At 35.8% G+C, this 23,096-nt stretch carries 12 protein-coding genes and 2 rRNA genes (1 of these 14 only partly in view); 8 read left to right on the top strand and 6 right to left on the bottom strand.

The features are described from left to right. The 3 genes from E0Z07_RS02225 to E0Z07_RS02215 form a co-directional block, all read left to right on the top strand. Nucleotides 1-2,701 (top strand): 23S ribosomal RNA (locus E0Z07_RS02225); it begins 192 nt to the left of the window's first position. 109 nt (nt 2,702-2,810) lie between these two features. Next, nucleotides 2,811-2,920: ribosomal RNA gene (rrf, locus tag E0Z07_RS02220) — 5S ribosomal RNA — on the top strand. A 165-nt stretch (nt 2,921-3,085) separates the two neighbouring features. Further along, complete coding sequence (locus E0Z07_RS02215; protein ID WP_006262052.1) at nt 3,086-6,322, top strand: AsmA family protein; 3,237 nt, start codon at nt 3,086-3,088, stop codon at nt 6,320-6,322. Nucleotides 6,323-6,537: 215 nt separating this feature from the next. Here E0Z07_RS02215 and E0Z07_RS02210 read toward each other — a convergent pair whose 3' ends face one another. Then, a complete protein-coding gene (locus tag E0Z07_RS02210; protein WP_006260485.1) occupies nt 6,538-7,986 on the bottom strand; it encodes an IS1182 family transposase in 1,449 nt (482 codons plus the stop codon). A 179-nt stretch (nt 7,987-8,165) separates the two neighbouring features. Here E0Z07_RS02210 and def point away from each other — a divergent pair, with 179 nt between their 5' ends. Both def and E0Z07_RS02200 read left to right on the top strand, forming a co-directional pair. Then, a complete protein-coding gene (gene def, locus E0Z07_RS02205; RefSeq protein WP_006260363.1) occupies nt 8,166-8,756 on the top strand; it encodes a peptide deformylase in 591 nt (196 codons plus the stop codon). After that, nucleotides 8,719-9,582, top strand: coding sequence for a tetratricopeptide repeat protein (locus E0Z07_RS02200; protein WP_006262050.1), 864 nt, complete (start codon nt 8,719-8,721; stop codon nt 9,580-9,582). The genes def and E0Z07_RS02200 overlap by 38 nt, the downstream gene beginning before the upstream one ends. Nucleotides 9,583-9,651: 69 nt before the next feature. On the opposite strand, the gene E0Z07_RS02195 is transcribed toward E0Z07_RS02200, so the two are convergent. After that, entirely contained in the window at nt 9,652-10,329 is a 678-nt protein-coding gene (locus E0Z07_RS02195; RefSeq protein WP_006262049.1) for a response regulator transcription factor, read from the bottom strand. Beyond that, nucleotides 10,322-11,650, bottom strand: coding sequence for a sensor histidine kinase (locus E0Z07_RS02190; RefSeq protein ID WP_006262048.1), 1,329 nt, complete (start codon nt 11,648-11,650; stop codon nt 10,322-10,324). The genes E0Z07_RS02195 and E0Z07_RS02190 overlap by 8 nt, the downstream gene beginning before the upstream one ends. 126 nt (nt 11,651-11,776) lie before the next feature. On the opposite strand from E0Z07_RS02190, the gene E0Z07_RS02185 reads away from it, so the two are divergent. The 3 genes from E0Z07_RS02185 to E0Z07_RS02175 all read left to right on the top strand — a co-directional run bounded on the left by E0Z07_RS02185 (nt 11,777) and on the right by E0Z07_RS02175 (nt 19,099). Then, nucleotides 11,777-14,137, top strand: a complete 2,361-nt coding sequence (locus E0Z07_RS02185; RefSeq protein ID WP_006262047.1) for an outer membrane beta-barrel family protein — start codon at nt 11,777-11,779, stop codon at nt 14,135-14,137. Between the two features lie 144 nt (nt 14,138-14,281). Continuing rightward, entirely contained in the window at nt 14,282-17,482 is a 3,201-nt protein-coding gene (locus tag E0Z07_RS02180; RefSeq protein WP_006260358.1) for a TonB-dependent receptor, read from the top strand. Nucleotides 17,483-17,629: 147 nt separating this feature from the next. Beyond that, nucleotides 17,630-19,099 (top strand): SLC13 family permease, encoded by a 1,470-nt coding sequence (locus tag E0Z07_RS02175; protein WP_006260357.1) that lies wholly within the window; start codon nt 17,630-17,632, stop codon nt 19,097-19,099. Nucleotides 19,100-19,178: 79 nt separating this feature from the next. Here the strand turns inward: E0Z07_RS02175 and E0Z07_RS02170 are convergent, their stop codons facing one another. The 3 genes from E0Z07_RS02170 to E0Z07_RS02160 form a co-directional block, all read right to left on the bottom strand. Further along, nucleotides 19,179-19,925: a glycerophosphodiester phosphodiesterase gene (locus E0Z07_RS02170; RefSeq protein WP_006262046.1), complete on the bottom strand. Its 747-nt coding sequence runs from the start codon at nt 19,923-19,925 to the stop codon at nt 19,179-19,181. Nucleotides 19,926-20,123: 198 nt separating this feature from the next. After that, the gene (gene rimO, locus E0Z07_RS02165; protein ID WP_006260355.1) at nt 20,124-21,437 is read right to left on the bottom strand and encodes a 30S ribosomal protein S12 methylthiotransferase RimO; all 1,314 of its coding nucleotides are present in this window, start codon (nt 21,435-21,437) and stop codon (nt 20,124-20,126) included. A gap of 807 nt (nt 21,438-22,244) precedes the next feature. After that, a complete protein-coding gene (locus tag E0Z07_RS02160; protein ID WP_006262045.1) occupies nt 22,245-23,096 on the bottom strand; it encodes a membrane protein in 852 nt (283 codons plus the stop codon).

Below are 23,096 nucleotides of genomic sequence, written 5' to 3'. Positions count from 1 at the left end.
GGCGGAGGAGAAGAAAACAAAAGTGATTCCGTAAGTAGTGGCGAGCGAACGCGGAATAGCCCAAACCAAAGTTGTTACGGCAATTTTGGGGTTGTAGGACCACGAGATTTCTTGCGGATTTAATTAGAATTACCTGGAAAGGTAAACCAAAGAGGGTGATAGTCCCGTATAAGTAAGAGAAGATAAGAATAGTGGTATCCTGAGTAGGTCGGGGCACGTGAAACCTTGATTGAAACTGGCGGGACCATCCGCTAAGGCTAAATACTCCTGAGAGACCGATAGTGAACCAGTACCGTGAGGGAAAGGTGAAAAGAACCGTGAATAACGGAGTGAAACAGATCCTGAAACCATACGCCTACAAGCGGTCGGAGCTTCTACGTGAAGTGACGGCGTGCCTTTTGCATAATGAGCCTACGAGTTACCGTTGCTGGCAAGGATAAGTGATTAAGTCATGGATCCGTAGCGAAAGCGAGTCTTAATAGGGCGCTTAAGTCAGTAGTGGTAGACGCGAAACCGTGTGATCTACCCATGGGCAGGTTGAAGTTTAGGTAACACTAAATGGAGGACCGAACCGTTTAACGCTGAAAAGTTTTCGGATGACCTGTGGGTAGGGGTGAAAGGCCAATCAAACTCGGAAATAGCTCGTACTCCCCGAAATGCATTTAGGTGCAGCGATGATCGATAGTTACTTAGAGGTAGAGCTACTGATTGGATGCGGGGGCTTCACCGCCTACCAATTCCTGACAAACTCCGAATGCTAAGTAATGATAGTCATCAGTGAGGGCATGGGTGCTAAGGTCCATGTCCGAGAGGGAAAGAACCCAGACCATCAGCTAAGGTCCCCAAATGTATGCTAAGTTGAAAAAACGCGGTTTGATTGCCCAGACAGCTAGGATGTTGGCTTGGAAGCAGCCATTCATTTAAAGAGTGCGTAACAGCTCACTAGTCGAGCGATCGAGCATGGATAATAATCGGGCATAAGTATACTACCGAAGCTATGGATTTGCGCATTTAGTTGCGTGAGTGGTAGGGGAGCATTCTAACGGCGCAGAAGGTGATTTGTGAGAATTGCTGGAGCTTTTAGAAAAGAAAATGTAGGCATAAGTAACGATAAGGGGTGCGAGAAACACCCCCGCCGTAAGACTAAGGTTTCCTCAGCTATGCTAATCAGCTGAGGGTTAGTCGGGACCTAAGGCACACCCGAAGGGGGACGTCGATGGCCAACGGGTTAATATTCCCGTACTACTAATAATTGTGATGGAGTGACACAGTGATGAAAGCACCGCGAACTGACGGAATAGTTCGTTGAAGCACGTACCTATAGGTTTGATAGTAAAATGCGTCGAACTTGGAGAAATGCGATAGTACTTTGAGTCTTCGGACAACGAGATAGTGTGCCTAAGGGCTGTCAAGAAAAGCTTCTAAACTTAGATTATTAGTACCCGTACCGTAAACCGACACAGGTAGTCGAGGAGAGTATCCTAAGGCGCTCGAGAGATTCATGGCTAAGGAACTAGGCAAAATAGACCTGTAACTTCGGGAGAAAGGTCGCCAGCGCAAGCTGGCCGCAGTGAAAAGGTCCAGGCGACTGTTTATCAAAAACACAGGGCTCTGCAAAATCGTAAGATGACGTATAGGGCCTGACACCTGCCCGGTGCTGGAAGGTTAAGAGGAGATGTTATCGATGAGTAATTGTCGAGAAGCATTGAATTGAAGCCCCAGTAAACGGCGGCCGTAACTATAACGGTCCTAAGGTAGCGAAATTCCTTGTCGGGTAAGTTCCGACCTGCACGAATGGTGTAACGATCTGGACACTGTCTCAGCCATGAGCTCGGTGAAATTGTAGTATCGGTGAAGATGCCGATTACCCGCAGTGGGACGAAAAGACCCTGTGCACCTTTACTATAGCTTAGTATTGTTCTTGGATAAGTGATGTGTAGGATAGGTGGGAGACTGTGAAATGGCGTCGCTAGGCGTTGTGGAGTCATTGTTGAAATACCACCCTTTGCTTATTTGAGATCTAACTCCGCGATGCGGAGGACATTGCTTGGTGGGTAGTTTGACTGGGGTGGTCGCCTCCAAAAGAGTAACGGAGGCTTCTAAAGGTTCCCTCAGCACGCTTGGTAACCGTGCGTAGAGTGCAATGGTATAAGGGAGCTTGACTGAAAGACTAACAAGTCGAACAGGTACGAAAGTAGAGCATAGTGATCCGGTGGTTCCGCATGGAAGGGCCATCGCTCAAAGGATAAAAGGTACGCCGGGGATAACAGGCTGATCTCCCCCAAGAGCTCATATCGACGGGGGGGTTTGGCACCTCGATGTCGGCTCGTCACATCCTGGGGCTGGAGAAGGTCCCAAGGGTTGGGCTGTTCGCCCATTAAAGTGGCACGCGAGCTGGGTTCAGAACGTCGTGAGACAGTTCGGTCTCTATCTACTGTGGGCGTTAGAAATTTGAGTGGATCTGATTCTAGTACGAGAGGACCGAATTGGACCAACCTCTAGTGCATCTGTTGTCTCGCCAGGGGCATCGCAGAGTAGCTACGTTGGGAAGGGATAAGCGCTGAAAGCATATAAGTGCGAAACCCACCACAAGATGAGATTTCTTTAAAGGGTCGTTGGAGATTACAACGTTGATAGGCTATAGATGTAAAGACAGTAATGTCAAAGTCGAGTAGTACTAATAACCCGTAAGCTTATGTGAATCTCCCCTTGTTAATTCAAGGGGAGGGCAACTTTCTAAGGTATAGTTAAGTTTAAAATATCAATATAGTTAAAAATATTAGTTACGCTCAATCGTGTAACAACCGATTTAAGGTGGTTATTGCAGCGGGGCTCACCTCTATCCATTTCGAACAGAGAAGTTAAGCCCGCTAGCGCAGATGGTACTGCTAACCAGTGGGAGAGTATGTCGCCGCCTTTCTTTATAGAATCCCCAATCTCGTATGAGGTTGGGGATTTTTTGTTTATATGGATTAGTCATATTTTGTTTCTGCAGACAAGATGTTGTACTATATTTCTGTTTAAGTTTGTTAAAGTTGCGAAAAAAAGATGTTACTTTGTACGCATATTGAAGATTAAGTAAGCTATGTTGAAAACTGTAAAAAAAATTCTTATTAGATTAGGAATAGGCATTGGAGTATTATGTGTATTAGTATTAGCACTAATGTATATTGTACCAGTATTTTATGCAGATCAAATAAATGTTAAGGTAAAGGAATTAATGAAAGAATCCATCAAGGGAGAAGTAGACTTTGAGAAAATTGATCTATCATTTTATAATAGATTTCCTTTATTAACAGCTACAGTAGTTAATCCTAGTATAGCTGGTGTACAATTAGATTCATTGTATTCTGATCATTTATTTGAAGCTAAATCAGTTAGCTTAGGTGTTGATATCTTTAGCATAGTAAATGGTAAATTGTCTTTTAATAGAATATATGTAGATAGCCCTATTGTTCATATTAATGTTACAGAGAAAGGAGAAGCAAATTATGATGTTTTTGTTCCATCTGATGAGAAAGAAGAAAGTGATGAGAGTCTTGAATTAAAGATAGATGAACTTCATATAGATAATGCTGAAATAGTTTATAATGATTTAGCTAGTAAGTTGAGTTTTATAGCTTCTGATTTTGATTATATTGGACAAGGTAATATGAGTGATGATGTATTTGATTTACTTAGTAAAGCAAGTATTCATTCTTTTGACCTGAACTTTGATGGTGTTCACTATGTAAAAGAGAAACCTATTTTAGCTAAACTTCAAACTAAAGTAGATACAAAGTCTTTGACTTTTGTCTTTGAAAAGAATGACTTACGTGTTAAAGGATTACCAGTTGATTTTAAAGGACATTTTGGTTTTATAGAGAATGGTTATGATATGCTCTTTGATATTAAAACAGAGAATGCTACTCTAGAGCAACTATTATCAGTTATACCACCAGAGTATCAATATTGGTTGGATGATACTAAATTTGCAGGAGATGTTAATGGTAAGTTTTTATTAAAAGGTAAATATGTTATTGTTGATACTTTAAGTCCTAATGTTGATTTGTCATTAAAATTAAAGAATGGTTTTATACAAAATAAACAAGTTAGTAAGCCTTTAGAAAATGTAGAACTTGACTTTGCTTATTCGATGCCAAAGTTAGATATAGAGAAAGGAAAAGTGTCTATTAATAAGTTGGCTTTTGATTTAGATAATAAACATACTGATATCAATGCAGAAGTTGAGGGCTTGACCGTTATCAATGCAAAAGGAAAGATCAATTCAATAGTTAATCTTGATTTATTTCAAAAAGCAATAGGTATTGAAGGATTTGCTATGCGTGGTGAATTAGCTTTGGATGGAGTTTTTGATGGAACCTACTCTAAAGGTGTTGTTGAAAGAAGAACCTTACGTAAAGTATATAGAGACAGTACTATCACTAGTATTCCTCAATTCGATTTAAAAGGATCTATAAAAGATGGATATTTTAAGTTAGAACAATTACCAGAAGCATTAGAAGCTATTAACTTTAACTTTGATATAGCAGCTAAGGATTCTAATTATAAGAATACTTCAGTTAGAATTTCTGATATTTCATTATCTGCTATGAGTAATTTTATAAAAGGTAATATATATCTAAAGAATCTACGTGATTACAATATTGAGGCGGATGTAGATGCTAAAGTGGACTTAGAGAATATAAAGGAATTCATACCAATAGAAGATATTGTGCTTAGAGGAGTGATTGATGCAAAGGGTAGTATAAAGGGAACATACGAGCCAAAGCGTAAACTATTCCCTGTAATTGATTCTGAAATTAAGTTTGTCAATGGATATGTTCAATTTAAACGTATACCTGACTTACCAATAGAGAATATTCAGATTCATACGATCATTAAGAGTAAGCGTGGATCTCTACATGACTTAACAATTAAAGTCTTACCAATTGACTTTAAAATAGCAGGAGAACCTTTCCAATTAGCTGCTAGTTTGTATAATTTAAATAACTTAAATTATAATGTGAAGTCAAAAGGAACATTGAATATAGGTAACCTATATAAGTTGTTTAAGATTGATGGAATAGATGTACGCGGTAGATTATTAACGAGTCTTTTCTTAAGTGGATTACAAAGTGATGCTGTAAAAGGAGATTTTGATAAATTAAAGAATGGAGGAAAGTTTGAAGTAGACAATATAACGGTGACTTCTGAGATGTTCCCAAAACCATTACATATTAAAAAAGGAGTATTCAAGTTCTATAAAGAAAAGATGAAGTTTGAGAAATTTGAAGCTACTTATGGTAGTTCTAAATTTTCTATGAATGGATACTTGACTAATGTGATTGGTTATATGCTGAAAGGAGATACTTTAAAAGGGAACTTTGATTTACAAACTCCTTATATGAATGTTGATGAATTTATGATGTTTGCAAATAATAAAACTAGTAATGTCACAATAGCAAATACATCTAACGCAGGTGTTATTCAGGTTCCTAAAGACATTAATATTGCCTTTAATGCTGTAGCTGATAAGATTAAATACACAGAATACAATATTGAAAACTTTACAGGTAATCTAGTTGTTTCTAAAGGAGGTATAGATTTGAAAGATACTAAGTTTAATTTGATAGGAACAAATGTTGCTATGAATGGAACTTATGAACCAACAGGTTATAGAAGTGCATTGTTTAGTTATCATTTAAAAGCTTCTGAATTTGATATTCAAAGAGCATATAAAGAAATTACTTTGTTTAGAGAAATGGTGACAATGGCGAAGGATGCTTACGGAACGGTTTCTTTAGATTATAGTTTGAAAGGGAAATTAAACAGTAGTATGTTCCCTGTAATGAAGAGCATTGAAGGTCAAGGTACATTATCATTAGCAAATATTAGTTTTAAAGGATTTAAACTTTTAGGAGCTATTGCAGATAAGACGGATGCTAAATCGTTAGAAAAAGGAACATTATCTGACGTTAATATTAAATCATCTATTAAAGATAATGTAATGACTATTGAACGAACTAAAATGAAGATGGCTGGTTTTAGGCCACGTTTTGAGGGACAAGTAAGTTTAGATGGAGATTTAAATATTGGATTTAGATTGGGATTGCCTCCATTAGGTATTATAGGAATACCAATGAGAATAACAGGTAATGCAGAAGATTTTAAAATTAAGTTAGGTAGATATAAAGCAAGTGAAGTATTGGGACAAGGAGCAAAAGATGATGACGAAGATGAGGATGAAGGTACAGATGTAAAATCAGTGAATGATTCTATCCCTGCTCTACCAGAGGTACTGCCAGTACAAGCCCCTGATAGTCTTCCTAAGTCGGCATAAGTAAAAAGCTCAGAGATTCTCGAGAGTACTGAAAAAGTAAGGCTTTTTTTGAGTTCAAGTCACTATAAGGCAAAAAAAGACGCTTTTAAAGGAGGTTATAACTAACCTTTTTTAAAGCGTCTTTTGTTTTTAAGATTATTTTTAAAGATATAGCTAGTGCTTAATAGTCCTTATTTCTCTTTCTGAGAGGACAAAATGCTACCTAGCTATCCTTACTACATTAATTTCAGTATTCTTTTTAAGTTTACGGCAAAAATAGCCAATGCCCCTTGCATTTGCATAGACAACAATCCGTACGACAAAGCAGTATCGTATCCATGGGCATTCTTTAATTCTGCGTTTTTAGCTTCTATCTTATAACGATGTTTAGCCTCTTCTTTAAATTCTGGAGTGTCTTCAAAGGCTAGTTGGTCTAAGTGTGTTTGACTTGATATAGAGACCGAATATGATTTGGTCTTGGCTCCAGGTTTGTAACAACCATCTTTTAAAGGACATTGTTTACACTTTTCAACATCAAAATAGTATGTTTTAACTTGATTAGTATTTTCTCCTTTCTTGCCTTGAGTAGCCTTTCTAACGGCTAAATGTCCTGCAGGACAAACGAACATATCAGCATCTTTGTTAAAGTCAAATTGGTCTTCTTTTTTACGAGTACCTTGACTAATTACAGGATTTAGTTTAGAGATTACACTAATATTATTCTTCTTAGCATAGATTAAATTGTCTTTACTGGAGTAAGCACGATCACCTATAACAGTGTTAACTGTCATTCCATTTTTAATAGATTCTTCTACTAATGTAGTTAGCAAAGGACCATCTCCCTTTTCTCCTGAAGTGACTACTGCAGCTGTGATAACACGCTCCTTACTCATGGCAATATGAGTTTTATATCCCAAGAATGATTCCTCTTTTGACTTATGACCTATACGAGCATCTTGATCTTTAGATATATCTCGTTGTTCTTTTACATCATCTAACGCTTCTTTTAAAACATTCAGTTTCTCACTTACCTTAGGTAAGCTACTCAAAGATCCTTTGTCTTCTAAGTAGTTGATTAACTCTGTACAATAAGCCATCTCATTCTCTACGTTATCGTCTGTGTTTTTAGTAGGTAAATGATCTTTTACTGTTGGATCTGTTTCATAAAGAACCTTTCTTACATTCTTTGAACGATATCTTAGAAACTCTATAACAGATACTGCATTAGAGCGACTCTTAGTATGTGTTGCATCTAATATTATTGCCTCTGATTTTATAATCCCTTTTGCGATAGCTAACTCTACTGTTTTACCAATTAACAAGTTTAGCATATCAGTATCCTGAAGCCTTAATTTTCTAAACTTGCTTAGCGTACTAGCTTCTATTACCTTTTCTTCGATTGACATATCTAAGAAATACTTAAACGATAAGTCGTATTGCGAGCGTTCTACAACATCTTGATCTGATATGTCAAAGATTGTTTTTAATAATAAGTACTTGAACAAACGAATAGGAGAATATGCCATTCTACCATTGGTGACACAATACTTACTTGATAGTTCTTGATATACAAAAGTAAAATCGACAAGATTATTTATCTGACGTAACATATTATCCTTAGGAACTAACATATCGTATAACTCAGAATATTTACTAAAAGAGATTGTTTCTTGATGACTTACCATTGCTTTTTATTTGATCAGTACAAAGCTAAAAAAACAAAGAGGTAAAATAGAAGAGCTTAAGCCCTCTATTTTACCTCTATTTCGAAAAAGAAGACTTTTTCAGTGCCCTCGTTAATTCTGAGGCTTTTTTTATTTATATGTGATTTAAGTTATATTTTTGACTTGTAAAACAAAATAAAATGAATACTTACACCAAGTTAAACGATATAGAAAATCTTCTTATACAACAAAGTACTGTAGAAGAACCAATGCATGTCTATCAGGTAGATAGTCCTGTAGAAGAACAAGTACTTAGAATGAGATGTGAAGAAGTACTTCCAACAGATGAGAACTTAAAATATCTGATTGCGCGAATGTATAAAACTGTTCGCAATGAAGAGAAACCTGGAGTAGGGATAGCAGCACCTCAGGTAGGTATCAATAGAAGAGTTTTTCTAGTGCAACGAATGGATAAAAAAGGAGAACCATTCGAATTCTTTATTAATCCAGAGATTGTATGGTATTCTAAAATATTGAGAAGAGGAGAAGAAGGGTGTTTATCTATTGCTAATGAATATGGAGAAGTATATAGAAGCTTAGCTATTCAGATTACTTACTATGATTTAAGTGGAGAACATTTCCAAGAAGTGATAGAAGGTTTTACAGCTGTCATTATACAACATGAATTTGATCATTTGAATGGAGTGTTGTTTACTGATCGTATTAAAGAACAAGAAAATAATGAATATTATAATGCATCTCCTACCAGTGAGATTGTTTACCAGAGATAAACTACAGATTGTAGTATTTCTACTTATTAGTACTTGGTGTCTTACATATAACTGTGTTTATGCTCAGACTGTTGATTATAAGTATTCTTATGATGATTTAGAGCTTAGTTGTCCATCTGATGATATGGAAGTAGAACGATTATATAAAGTAGGTTTAGAAGCTCTTAATTCACCTAAGTATTATAATATCGCAGGTAAAGTGTTCTTTAGTTTAATAGAAAGAGATAAAACACTTTGTGATGCATATTTCTTTACAGGAGTAGCTTTAACTAAACAAGATAAGCACGAAGCCGCAGTAACGTATTATTACTATGCTGATAGTTTAGCTAGTAAGAGTAATTCAGTATTTAAAGAAGAGTTAGCAGAAGCAGCTTTAAGAGTCGGAAATATTGGCTTAGCGAGAAAGAAGTATGAAGAATTGATCAAGGACTTTCCCAATGACCCTGATGGTTATTATGGAATAGGGCTTACCGCTACTTCTTTAGGAGATATAGCTAATGGATTGCAAAAGCTAAGTATTGCAGAAGAGTTGTATATAACAGAGAATACCTGGACGGAGCAACGACAACAAGAAGTATATTTAATGAAGGGAATCCTCTTTATAGCGGATACTCAGTATGAGGCAGGTTTAGAATATTTAGATAAGTGCCAAACTACTTTTAATACGCTAGATGACTTTAATGCTAATTATGCACTTGCTTCAGACGAATTATTTAAAGAGACTAAGAATGAAAGTTATAAAGCGAAAGCCTTAGAAGCTTTAAGTAGAATCAAAGATAAAGGAAAACTGAACGAGACTTTTCTCAAACGTTTTCAAGATAAATAGCATAAGTAAAGGGATTGTGATCTTACTCGCAGTCCCTTTTTATATTGCTACTACGGAGTAGTACCAAGCTTATTTAAGGGATAAGTTCACTTCAAAACCAACTCCTCTTAAACTCAGGATACTTATTGATTCATCGTGTTGAAAGTATTTTCTTAAGCGGGTGACGAATACATCTAAACTACGTCCATTAAAGTAGTCTGCAGATGGCCAAAGCTTCTGTAAGATCTCTTCACGAGAGATAATATCACCATTATGACTGATTAATAGAAGTAATAAATCTCTTTCTCGTTCTGTCAGACGTATCGTTTCAGTGGGATGACTCAGCTTTAGCTGTATAGGATTAAAAGTATAGCTGCCTAATAAGTACTGTTCTGTCTTTGGTACAGCAGTTCGCTTTAGGATATTCTCTATTCTAAGTTTTAGTTCTTCAGGATCACATGTTTTAGAAATATAATCATCAGCACCGAGCTTTAACCCCATTAAGCGGTCAATACTTTGGTTCTTTGCTGTTAAGAATAAGAAAGGCAAGTTTGGTAATACCGTATTAATCTCTTTCGATAAGGTAAAACCATCTTTCTGTGGGAGCATAATATCTAATATTGCTAAGTCAAAGTGTTCTTGTGTTACAGTCTCTATAACTTCTTCTGGAGTAGTGAACCATTTTACCTCAAAACCACAGATACCTAAATACTGTTGGATAACTGTACCATAATCAATATCATCCTCTACTAATAACAATTTATACATAAGGTATTGTGATTTTAAAAGTAGTCCCTACTTGTAGTTTACTATTTATATTAATATTCCCGTGAAGTGATTTTACTATTTGTTGTACTTGGTATAAGCCGATGCCTAGTCCTTGGGTATTATGGATATTGCCTTCTCGTACTCTATAGAATTTTTTGAAGACATCACTCTGTTTATCCTTAGCGATACCCATTCCGTTATCTATAATTGTGATAGTATACTGATTAGCTTCTGATGAGATAATACATTTAATCTCTGTTCCACCATATTTAATACTGTTTTCTAATAGATTAAGAAGTACAGTTTCTATTTTAGTTTTAGAGAGATTTAGTTCATCTTTAGCATTCCATTCTATAGCTAATAGTACTTCAGGATACAGGTTTTGGATATCCTCTATCAGTACTAAAGCATCTTCTTTTTTATAACCTTCTTCTTCATCTGATAGGATAGGATTAAGGCTATTCTGTAATCGGTCTAATCGATCTACTTGACGGAGTAGAAGGTTCACTGTAGGAGACTCATATTCTTTCGACAGATTCTTACAACCATATTTTAGAGTAGCGATAGGTAGTTTAAACTCATGAGAGACATTATCTACCATATTGTAGAGATTAGTTATTTCTCTTTCCTTTCTTTTGATAGCTTTATAAGTAGTATAATATAATATGAGAATAAAAACACAGATTAGAATAGAACCACTTAAAAGGGGAAATAACTGCCTTAGTGTTAAGCTTAAATAATTAGTTACCTCTATAAATCTTTCTTGGTAAATAGTGATATGTAGTTTATAACTATCAGGACATTCTGTGCATGTATCACCTTCATCCTTTATACTAGTCTCATTAATTTCCCATTCAGAAGTATTTATTCTTTGGGGAGCGTTCAGTTTTCGCTTTGTTTCTAAAAGGACAAAAGGTTTATCTAATAACTCCTCTTTGCTATCATGTATGACTACTTGTTTGATAACTATTTTCGCAGCCACTTCATATCCTAAGGTAGAGAACGTACTGTCTATCTTTTTTGTAAACAATTCATTATTCTTGTCTAGGACAGAAGTAAAGTCTGTTTTGATATTTTCTAAGGTTGTTTTTTGCTGCAGTAGGTCTAAAAAAGAAGTATACAGTAAATTTTCTTTTGTTAAGCTAATTTCTTTGTAGAAATGCTCCTCTAGTAAATCATCCATTTTTTGATGAGAGATACTACTTATTTCTTTTTGTTTTAGTTTAACTGCTTGCATGAAATAAAAAATCATTACCCCTACAAGAAGTATATAAAACAAACAAAAGATGATTAAGTAATATTTAGAATTTAGCTTTTTCATATACACAAATATACTTTAAAAAGAGAGTAATACATCAAGAGGCTTTTGCTGTTAACCGTTCATTAACCGTTCATTAACCGCCTTCTTTTTCTGAATACAGCACCTTTGTTTAAAATTAATGAAATTATGGTACGCATACTTATTTTATGGAGCATATTATTGTTAAGTGTATTAGTAAATGCACAAACAACTAACTCTCAGATCAAAGGAAAAGTAACAGACAATAAAAAGGAACTATTGGCTTTTGTTACTGTTGTAGCTAAAGATGCCGATGGCAAGATAGTACAGTCTGTGTATACAGATGAACAAGGTGTTTATGATTTAGACGCTAATACATTGATTACCCAATTAGAATTTAGTTATGTAGGATTTAAATCTCAGACGATAGCTTTAGGTACCACTTCAGCTGTAGTAGAGTTAGCAGAAGATAATGCTATTTTAGAAGAAGTAATGATTACCGCTAAGCGTCCTACTATAAAAAGAGAGATAGACAGATTAGTATTTAATGTGCAAGACACACCATTAGCGACTACGAATGCGTGGGATATTCTGAAACAAACACCTGGGGTCAATGCGATAGGAGATAACCTAAGTATCCGTGGGAGCTCTAGTATATTGGTGACGATTAACGATAGAAAGGTGATGCTGACAGGAGAGCAGTTAAAAGAGATGCTTGAATCTACAGATGGTACACAGGTAGAGGCTGTAGAAGTTATTACTAATCCTCCTGCTAAGTATGATGCTCAGGGGGGAGCAGTATTGAACATTAAATTAAAAAAGAACGTAAACTTAGGATATAAAGGGAGTGTAACAGATCGTTTTAAACAAACTACCTATGCAGTTAACACCTTAGGTACACAACATTTTTACTCTGGTGATAAAGTGAATTTATCTGGAAATTATTCTTATACAAAAGGATCAGGAGTACGCTATAATGAAGACAACGTTATCTATGAGACCGGAGAGCGTTGGAGTACAGACCTGACTCGTATGAATAAGATGAGAGGAAGACATAGTTTTAATGCGGAGATGGATGTAAAGGTAGATAGTACATTGACACTGACATTAGGAGGGGATGGCTATATTAATGAGCAAACCAAAGGTGATTATGTCATCCCTACATTAATCTATAATAAAGAGGGGATTATAGAATCTAACTATACTACTTTTAATAAGAAGCGTGCTAATATGGATACGTACACAGGGTATTTTATGTTAGACAAGAAGTTTAGTCAAGAGAAAAACTTATTATGGTCTTCTTATTTTACGTATGATAACCAGAAAGATAACCAAGATGTACGAACTGAATTAAACTTTAAAAATCAAGTACCAACTGAACGCTTTTTCGCAACGAAAGATAACTCGCGTACACGATTAGCTGTATCTGGTATTGATTATACGATAGATAAAGAAACAACGAAGTGGGAGTTAGGAGGAAAGTATAGTATTGTCAAAGCTTTATATTCATTAGACTTTTTTGATACTAAAACAGGGAATCCTAATAAAGACAAGAGTAACGATTATGATTATCAAGAAATCAACTGGGCAGGATATACTTCATTTACGAAGCAATGGGATAAATGGCAGATTAAAGCAGGATTGAGAGGAGAGTACACAGTCATTCAGACGAAGAGCACAGGGGTAGGGAGTGACACACAGTCATACTTTAAGTTATTTCCTACAGCCTATGTGAAGTATGATGTAACAGACGATCATCATTTGGGCTTTTCGTATGGCAAGCGCATTGACAGACCTTCGTATTCTTGGATGAACCCAGCGAAGAGTTACTATAATCTGTTTTCGTACTTTCAAGGAGACCCTGATTTAAAACCAACGATCAGTCATAATTTTAGTCTGAGTTATGATTATAAAGAGTGGAGTTTAGAGATGTACTATAAGAGAGAGCAGAATCCATCTATGGAAATATCATATCAAGAGGATGCTACTAATACATTAGTATATCACTATACAAATATAGATAAGAGACAGGTAGCAGGGATGAGTTTAAACACGCCGTATAAAGTAGGAGAGTGGCTGACTCTAAATAGCTATTTAAGATTAGAGTATAAGGAAGATTACTTTTATGGTCTAGATAAGAAGTTGTATAAGAATGATGCATTCGGTTTTGGAGGGCAACTATATGCTTCTGCACTTTTAGAAAAAAAGAGTAATTGGAAAGCGATGTTGACTTATAGTTTTTATACACCAGGTGTACAGGGGACTTTTAGAATAAGTAGTTATCAGCGTACAGACTTTATCATGAGTAGAGAGTTCTTGAAGAATAAGTTATCTGCTAATCTGTATGTGTATAATATTTTTGGTAGTGACAGACAGATCATTAGTACTAACTATGCGAATCAAAATAACTACTTTAAAGACTATAGCGATACACAAGGTTTTGCTGTTTCTTTAAAGTATAATTTAGGAAACCAAAAGGTGAAATACAGTTCTAAAGAAATAGAGATGACAGAAAAAGACAGACTTTAGTATAAGATGATTATGAGTTAACACTTTCATAATAACTCTTTGAATTCTTGAATTTAAAAATGACAATTTCTTTACGTACTAAAAATCAAGAGATAATAATGGAGGAATAGATTTGACTTCATTAATCAACTAGTAGTAACGTAAATGAAAAAAAAATTACAATTAGCAGGTTTGGTATGTGCGACTTTATTTAGTGCACAAGTTTTTGCTCAAACCACACAAGCTTCTATCCAAGGGATCGTATTACAGGATAATGCGATCCAACAGGGAAAAGAAGTTATGATTAGAAATACATCTACAGGGTTTACAACACGTACTAAGACGAATGCTAATGGGGAGTTCGTCTTTAAAGAAATTCCATTAGGGGGGCCTTATATTGTTGTTACACAGGATGAGACTGGTGGAGAAGTAAAGAAAACGGGGTACTACGTAAACCAAGGTGATAATGTATTCGTAGATATTGTTATTGGATTAGATGATCAGCATTTAGAAGAAATCGTTATTGATGGAAAGAGCTTAAAGAATCAGAAAGAGTCTTTGGGGGCAGCGACTACTTTTACAGCAAGCTCTATAAAGAATTTACCTATTAACGGACGTAATTTTGCTAACCTAACGGATTTATCACCTTTATCGAATGGAGGGTCTATAGGAGGACAACTAGGATCTTCTATTAACTTTACGATAGATGGTACTACTGCTAAGAATCCTACATCAGGAGGGGCGACTACTAGTAGAAGTGGTGCTCCATATTCTGTATCTATGGAGGCAGTACGTGAGTTTCAGGTAGTGACGAATCAGTATGATGTGACATTAGGGAGAAGTGGAGGAGGAACCGTAAGTGCAGTGACTAAATCTGGAACCAATGAGTTCTCAGCTTCGATGTTCTCTTATATGCGTGCAGATTGGTTATCTAGCCCGTATGATATCAACGGAAATAAGAAAGGGGATAGAGATTACTCTACTTATCAATATGGACTATCTTTAAGTGGCCCGATTATTAAGGATAAACTACATTATTTTGTAGCATGGGATCACCAGTTAGACACTCGATCACTAGTGATTGCAGATATTAATGGGCCAGCAGATGAGGATAGATACGGTATTACTAACCAGACTTTAGATAAGTTCGTAGGTATTGCTCGTGATAAATATGGTGTGTCTAATAATCCTCAGTACGGAACATTTGACAAGAGAAGAAACTCTGATGCAGCCTTCTTACGTTTAGATTGGCAGATTAACGAGAACAACTTATTGACGGTTAGAAATAACCTTACATATGACTATAATCCACTAGGATTAGGAGATAACACACAGATTAATCTATACGAATCTTATGGTACAGATAAGAGTGTTGACAACAGTTTATTAGCTACATTAAGAACGAATATCAGTCCTAAGCTGACTAATGAGTTAAAAGTACAGTACTTATATACATTCCAGGATAGTCATCAGAGTGCAGAGTTACCAGGATGGTATATACCACGTGCTATTGTGGAGAACGTAACTTCTAATATTGGAGGAGGTGTGCGCTCAGCGAATATACAGTTGGGAGGACACCGTTTTGCACAAGAGAAGTTTACGAATAATGTTTTTCAGGTTGTAAATAATTTATACTATAACACAGATAAAGTAAACTATACTTTCGGTGTTGACGTGATGCAGACTAACTCTAAATCGGTATACGGTAGTGAAGTGAATGGACGTTTTCATTTTAATAATGATCCTGCTCTAGGATATTCGTCTATGGATAGCTTTGAGAATCTAAGACCTTATAGATATTATAGAGAAGTACCTTTAGTAGATGACCTTACTGTCGATGGGAATATATTAAATGCGGGTATCTATGGACAAATGAAGACTTCTTTATATCCTGGTTTAGATATGACTTTAGGGCTTCGTTTAGATTATGCGAAGTATCCGACAGCTAAGTTTAACCAGTTAGTATATGATGAGCTAGGACTAAGAACAGACAATAACTTTAAGTCTTTGATTGTACAGCCACGTATTCAGTTTGATTGGAATATCAATGAGAACAATACAGACTATATCCGTCTAGGTGGAGGTATCTTTGGTTCGGATGTGAATAACTATGCATTGATTAACAACCTTACTTTTGATGGAAGTAAGCTAGCTACTGTGGATGTAATGGGAGCTGATGTACCTACTCCAGACTTTGAAGCTTATAGAAAAGATAAAAACACAATACCTTCTTTGACTCAACATCAGTTAAGCACAATCAACTTCACAGGAAAAGATGCAAAAGTACCGATGGTGTATAAGGCTAACTTATCGTATACACACTTCTTCAGCAGTAGATTTAAGGTGAGTGTGACAGGGTATATGAACTTAGCTCGTAATAACTACTTCTATAAAGATAGAAATATGGTGGATAAACCATTCTTTACTTTAGACAATGAAGGAGGAAGAGGTGTATTCGTCCCTGCAGAAACTATTTTAGCGAACGGTGCTTCTGATTGGAAACAAGGTAGAAAATCAAACCAACTAGGTCGTGTATTAGAGTTAGTAAGTGAAGGAAAAGTAAATAACTATGCTTTAGTATTTGACACGAATTATAACTATTACAGAGATGGACAGATAGCAGTGAGTTATACTTGGAACTCTACTAAGGACAATACTTCTTATAATGGAAACGTAGCTAACTCGGCTACACTAGGACTACCAGTAGCAGATGACCCTAGAGATTTAAGCAAGATGAGCTATTCTGATAATCACTTTAGACATAAGTTAGTAGTGTATGGTAATGCACCTAGTTTCTACGGAGTGAATGTAGGAGTGAGATTCTCTGGTATTGGAGGAACGAGATATAGCTTATTATCAGGAGGTAATACGAATGGAGATTTTGTTAGTGGTAATAATGACTTAGCGTATGTATTTGATATCAATGATCCTAAGACTCCACAGCATATTAAGGATGGATTACAAGCGATTATGGATAATCCAGAAGTAAGCAGTAGCCTTAAAAATTATATCCAAGATAGCTATGGTAAAATAGCAGAGAGAAACGGAGGAAAGAATAGCTTCTATGGTGTATTTGATTTGCGTATAGCGAAGACTTTCCATGTTAAAGGGAAACACAAGTTTGAGCTATCAGCAGATGTATTTAACGTAGCGAACTTATTGAATAAAGATTGGGGAGTGAATAAATCTATGAGAACGCAGTCTCTATATGCTTTAGGTGTACCTAAGAAAGGAGAGACAGCTGCTTTACCAGGTTTTGATCAAGCTACACAACAATTTAATTATAGAGTAAATACAAAAGGGACTCCTGTCAATAGAGGAAACCCATACCAAATACAAATAGGGTTAAAATATAGTTTTAATTAATGCTTTCATAGTTAATAGATTATCAGGTTAATGCACTAATTCTTAAAAGTGGGACTCGTCAGAGTTCCACTTTTGTTTTTATTATACAATAGTAAAAGTGGCTTGATGTACTAATTTGTTGTAATTTTAAAGGTTAAATACAAGAATATGGAATTTGATTACTTTGACAAGATTAGGAAGATTAGAACGGGTATCCGATTCTACAGTGAGCTTCTAATAGAGGCTTCGTGGAATATGTGGAATATCAAAACGAGGGTAGGTATTTTCTTCTTTTCTTTAGTCGCTGCACTGTTAGGTACTTATTTTTTAGCTCCAGATGTTTTTAGTGAAGCTCAGAAATACACCATGTTTATTTTAATATTCTCTATATTACTCTGGGCGACAGAAGCCATTCCTCCCTTTGCGGTAGGGATTATGATTATAGGTTTTCTCGTCTATACCATGGGGAATATACAGGGAGCCACGATTTCGCCCCAGGAGATATCAGATACCTGGTCAGACAGTGTGATCTGGATATTCTTAGGAGGTTTCTTCTTGAGTGAAGGAATGCGGAAGACCAATCTTGACTTGTCGTTGTTTAAGAAGACCATTTCTATTTTTGGCTCTAATCCTAATATGCTAGTATTAGGTATTATCATTGTTACTTCAGTTCTATCCTTGATTATCTCGAATACAGCGACTGCAGCTATGGTATTAGCTTCGGTAATGCCCTTGATAGATAGAGAGGGGAAAGACTCTAATATGTCTAAGGCTATCTTAGTCAGTATTCCAGCTGCTGCTACCTTTGCAGGGATGATGAGTATGGTATCAACACCTCCTAACTTGATCGTAGTGAACGTATTGAAATCTAAAGGATTCGATGTTACGTTTTCTCAGTGGTTGTTATTAGGGTTCTTACCAGCCGTAGTTTTATTAGGGACATTCTGGTATGCTGTAGTACGCAAGTATACTTCTAAGGTAAAAGGATTAGATGTTTCGTTCGCAAACAAAGCTTTAGAAATGACGAATAGTATGCGCTTACAGCGTCTAGCCGTTATTATCATCTTAGGAGTGACAGTATTGATGTGGATGTTAGGAAGTAGATTACATATACCTACAGCAGGAGCCGCGATGGTGCCTATTATGTTCTTGCCGATGTTGGGGATTATCACAGCAGAGGACGTGCGCAGATTGCCTTGGGATACCTTGATGCTAGTAGCGGGAGGGTTATCTCTAGGGATGGCTATTAAAGAGCTACTAGCACCATATTACTCTCAGTTCTTAGCAGGGATGGAGTTTAATATGATCGTGATGATGATTATTTTCGCAGTAGTGACAGTGTTGTTTTCTAATATTATGAGTAGTACTGCTACAGCTACTATTGTGATTAATATTGCCGCTATTGTACTACCTACAGATCAGTTATTACCGGTAGGGTTAGTAGTAGGACTTTGTTCTTCGTGTGGATTATTCTTACCAGTATCTACGCCGCCTAATGCCATTGTCTTTGGTACAGGGATGTTGAAGCAAAAGGACTTCGTACTCGGTGGATTATTTGGAGCGATATTAGGTACTACGATTATCATCTTATGGGTGTTATTCTTACAGTATTTCACAGGTTTCTTTGAAGCAATATAAAGTATAAATAACGAATAAAATAAAAGGCGTATTCACACTGAATACGCCTTTCTGCTTAAAATAACCTAACCAAAATGTATTATATTCTCTCTGGGAAGTTGGTGATGATACCGTCTACTTTTAAGTCTTTTAGACGTTGGATATCTTTCTCCTCATTCGCAGTATATGGATATATTTTTAACTTAGCTTGTTTGATTTTACTCACGTTTTTCTCATTCAATGTTTTGAAGTAAGGATTGATCGCTACAGCCTTGATCTTATGTGCAAATTCAATAGCATCAGCTGGCTCTTTAGAAGTCAGTACAGCGATGTCTAAATTAGGATCTAGAGCAGCTATTTTTTCTAATTCATCCCATTTAAAACTAGAGATGATAAAGTCTGCATTCGTCCATCCTTTTTGTTTGAACTGTTGGATGATAGCGTATGTACCTTCTGCAGTATTCGCTCCTTTTAGTTCTATATTTAATACTGCCTTTCTATTGATAGCAGCAATAATATCTTCTAGTGTAGGCATTTTATATTTACCATCTACTAGTAGCGCTTGTAGTTCTGCTTGAGTATATTGTTCGATATTCCCTTTACCGTTTGTTAGTCGTTCTAAGGTATCATCATGGTGTACCATTAGAGCTCCATCTTTTACTTTAAACACGTCTATTTCGATCGCATCAGATTTCATCTCTACAGCTTTCAGAACAGATTCTACTGTGTTCTCCGTTACGTGTCCCATAGCACCTCTATGTGCGATACGCAATACTTTATTATCTTGTGCAAATGCAAATGAACTCATAGCTAAACATAAAACTAATAGTCTCTTTTGAAATCTCATGGTATCTGTTTTAATTGATTAGGACAAAGATGAATGTTTTATGTATTGTCAACTTTACCTTAATATTATTGTTGTGTAAACAAACTAAAATAAATGCCTTGATCGAAGAGAAGCCAGAGACGGTATGATTAAATAATTTTTTAGATTCTAAAAGAAAGGTACAAAAAAAGCTGTTCAGTGAAGAACAGCTTTTAAATATTATTTTACTGGTGTACCGAATAAGTCAAACTCATAAGCACTATCGATGTGAATATCTGCATATTCACCTATTTTCAGATAGTGTTTAGTAGCGTCTATTCTTACCTCGTTATCTACGTCTGGGCTATCGAACTCAGTACGTCCTATAAACTCAGTACCTTCTTTTCTATCAATGATACAACGGAATGTCTGTCCTATCTTCTCTTGGTTTAGATCAAAAGAGATTTGTGCTTGGATTTCCATGATTTCGTTTGCACGAGCTTGTTTTACTTCCTCTGGAACATCGTCTTCTAGTAAATAAGCATGTGTGTTTTCTTCATGAGAGTAAGTAAAACATCCTAAGCGTTCAAACTTCATTTCTTGTACCCAATCTTTTAAGATTTGGAAGTCTTCTTCTGTTTCTCCTGGGTATCCTACGATCAATGTCGTACGAATAGCCATACCTGGTACAGCTTCTCTAAACTCTTTTAATAGCTTAGTAGTCTTCGCTTGTGTAGTACCACGGCGCATAGACTTTAAGATATTGTCAGAGATATGTTGTAGAGGGATGTCTAGGTAGTTACAGATCTTAGGTTCTCTCTTCATTAGTTCTAATACATCCATAGGGAATCCTGTAGGGAATGCATAGTGAAGACGGATCCATTCGATACCTTCTACTTTCGCTAAGTTCTCTAATAGCTCTGCTAAGTTTCTCTTTTTGTATAAATCTAATCCGTAGTAAGTCAAATCTTGAGCGATCAAGATTAACTCTTTTACTCCGTTTTTAGCTAATCCCTCAGCTTCTTTTACTAATTTCTCGATAGGTTGAGATACGTGTGCTCCTCTCATTAAAGGGATAGCACAGAAGCTACAAGGACGGTCACATCCTTCAGCGATTTTAAGGTAAGCGTAGTTTTTAGGAGTAGTCGTCAGACGCTCTCCTAATAATTCGTGTTTATAGTCAGCTCCTAATGCTTTTAATAACAAAGGTAAATCTGTCGTACCGAAGTATTGATCTACATTAGGGATTTCAGCTTCTAAATCAGGTCTGTATCGCTCAGATAAACATCCAGTAACGAAGACCTTGTCAACAATACCTTCCTCTTTTTTCTCTACGTATTCTAAGATTGTGTTTACTGATTCCGCTTTTGCGTTATTAATAAAACCACAAGTGTTGATCACCACAATATTAGCTTCATCATTAGCAGCCTCATGTGTTACCTCTTTTCCACTTGCTTTTAATTGTCCCATTAACACTTCACTATCGTAAACGTTTTTTGAACAACCTAAAGTAATTACGTTGATTTTATTCTTTTTTAAAGTTTTGGTTCTCATTGATTTAAAAAAATTGGACTGCAAAATTACATTTTTTTTAGCTACAAACTAAGCGCTTTAGTATAATTATGTGAATCTAGTAGTCTAATTATAAGCATTCTGTTTTAGAACCTTGATTTTATGAGGGATATAAATCAATCGATGTAAGAGATAAGATTTGATTGTACAGCGCCATCGTTGTCTTTTAATTTTAGGTGTTTACGAAACACCTAAAGATTTTGAAGAGTCCTGTTTCTTAAGAATAATATTTACCCCTTCAATATTGCGACAACACCTCTTCAATGTTCCTTCAAGAAAAGTGCTTTAAACTAGAGCAATCTTGGGGAAATGTTGAAGAAGTGTTGAAGGAATAGGTATGAAGGCTTGTTTTTAGTAGGATAGTGAGGTGTTAAGGTTGAATGATAATAAAAGGGTGTTTTTTGGTAATGATTTGATATTTAGGTTTTTATTGTTATTTGTTCTCGATATGAGTATAAAAAAAGATATAATTTTTTATAAGAAAAGGATAGTGATAGTAGGGAAAAAACTGGTTTTGAGTAAAAAAAGGAGTGAAATGAAGGGGATAAATTACTATAAAACGATTTTTAAGGGTCGAAATGGATAAATAAATAGAAGTAAAATAGAAAATGAAGAAGAATAGGTTTAGCATTCGTTTTGAACTATATCACGAGATAAAGTAGGGGTTCTAAATAAACAAATAGTGCTGAGGTTCTGTTTATACGGTATATGTGGTAAATAATGAGAATAAAAAAGAGGCTATCGAATAAATGATAGCCTCTCGGTATATTGTTTGTTTATGTGTCTTTATTATAATCTAAAGATACCACCGAATACGATGATTGTTTCTCCGAACCAGAAGTTGTGCATAGCTCTATCTGATTTGCTAGCTGTAGTACGTACATCATACATATCAATGTATCCACCTTTTAACTCTGCTTGAACGAAGAAGTGTTTAAAGAAAGTCACGTTAAGACCTGCTTTAGCTGATAGACCAAATCCAGAAACGTGGAATTCGTCATATCTTTCTTTACCTAATAAAGTAGTGTTTGTTTTTGGGAATACAATACCAGCTCCAACACCTTCAGTTAAGTTGATCTGAACTTTATCTGTGTTCCATACTCCAAAAAGTTTAGAGATGTCATCCACACGGTTTAACTCTACGTTGATATAGTTTAATCCGTCTGTGTGTTCGAACATTAAGAAATCTTCAGTTAGATTTACTTGGTTAGGGTGTCCAGGGATAGTTTCTCCGTAAGAACCTTGACCAGGGTAGTATCCTAAGATACCTACTGTTTGGTTTTGATCCATTACATATTTCATGTGATCAACTCCTAAAGAGATATTATATTTATCAGTGATAAAGTAACCTACTCTTAAGTTCGTTTGTGGAATAGTCATACGAGTAGGGTTTAGGTAGTCGATATGCCATCCTTTAGGTTTGTCAGACGCTGCTACATTCTGTAAGATGAAGTCATAGTCATCACCTCTAAAACGAATGTCAGAATTACTGAAAGTACCGCGGTTACCTCCCCAGTAAATGTAGAATTTACCTTTGTTAGAATCTGTATAACGCAGAGGAGTAGTTACACCTTCTTGAGCAAAACTTGTAGCAGTAGCAAGCAAGCATATTGCAGCGAAAAGTTTAAAAATATACTTCAT

The sequence above is a fragment of the Myroides odoratimimus genome (genome assembly GCF_004337635.1).
Classification (GTDB): Bacteria; Bacteroidota; Bacteroidia; order Flavobacteriales; family Flavobacteriaceae; genus Flavobacterium; species Flavobacterium odoratimimum.
Note: the sequence above shows the minus strand (reverse complement) of the source record. Positions and strands in the feature narration are given on the sequence as shown.

Excerpts from the sequence above, each read along its gene's own strand:
- E0Z07_RS02215 (WP_006262052.1), top strand. The coding sequence starts at position 3,086 with ATGTTGAAAACTGTAAAAAAAATTCTTATTAGATTAGGAATAGGCATT.
- E0Z07_RS02210 (WP_006260485.1), bottom strand. The coding sequence starts at position 7,986 with ATGGTAAGTCATCAAGAAACAATCTCTTTTAGTAAATATTCTGAGTTA.
- def (WP_006260363.1), top strand. The coding sequence starts at position 8,166 with ATGAATACTTACACCAAGTTAAACGATATAGAAAATCTTCTTATACAA.
- E0Z07_RS02200 (WP_006262050.1), top strand. The coding sequence starts at position 8,719 with ATGCATCTCCTACCAGTGAGATTGTTTACCAGAGATAAACTACAGATT.
- E0Z07_RS02195 (WP_006262049.1), bottom strand. The coding sequence starts at position 10,329 with ATGTATAAATTGTTATTAGTAGAGGATGATATTGATTATGGTACAGTT.
- E0Z07_RS02190 (WP_006262048.1), bottom strand. The coding sequence starts at position 11,650 with ATGAAAAAGCTAAATTCTAAATATTACTTAATCATCTTTTGTTTGTTT.
- E0Z07_RS02185 (WP_006262047.1), top strand. The coding sequence starts at position 11,777 with ATGGTACGCATACTTATTTTATGGAGCATATTATTGTTAAGTGTATTA.
- E0Z07_RS02180 (WP_006260358.1), top strand. The coding sequence starts at position 14,282 with ATGAAAAAAAAATTACAATTAGCAGGTTTGGTATGTGCGACTTTATTT.
- E0Z07_RS02175 (WP_006260357.1), top strand. The coding sequence starts at position 17,630 with ATGGAATTTGATTACTTTGACAAGATTAGGAAGATTAGAACGGGTATC.
- E0Z07_RS02170 (WP_006262046.1), bottom strand. The coding sequence starts at position 19,925 with ATGAGATTTCAAAAGAGACTATTAGTTTTATGTTTAGCTATGAGTTCA.
- rimO (WP_006260355.1), bottom strand. The coding sequence starts at position 21,437 with ATGAGAACCAAAACTTTAAAAAAGAATAAAATCAACGTAATTACTTTA.
- E0Z07_RS02160 (WP_006262045.1), bottom strand. The coding sequence starts at position 23,096 with ATGAAGTATATTTTTAAACTTTTCGCTGCAATATGCTTGCTTGCTACT.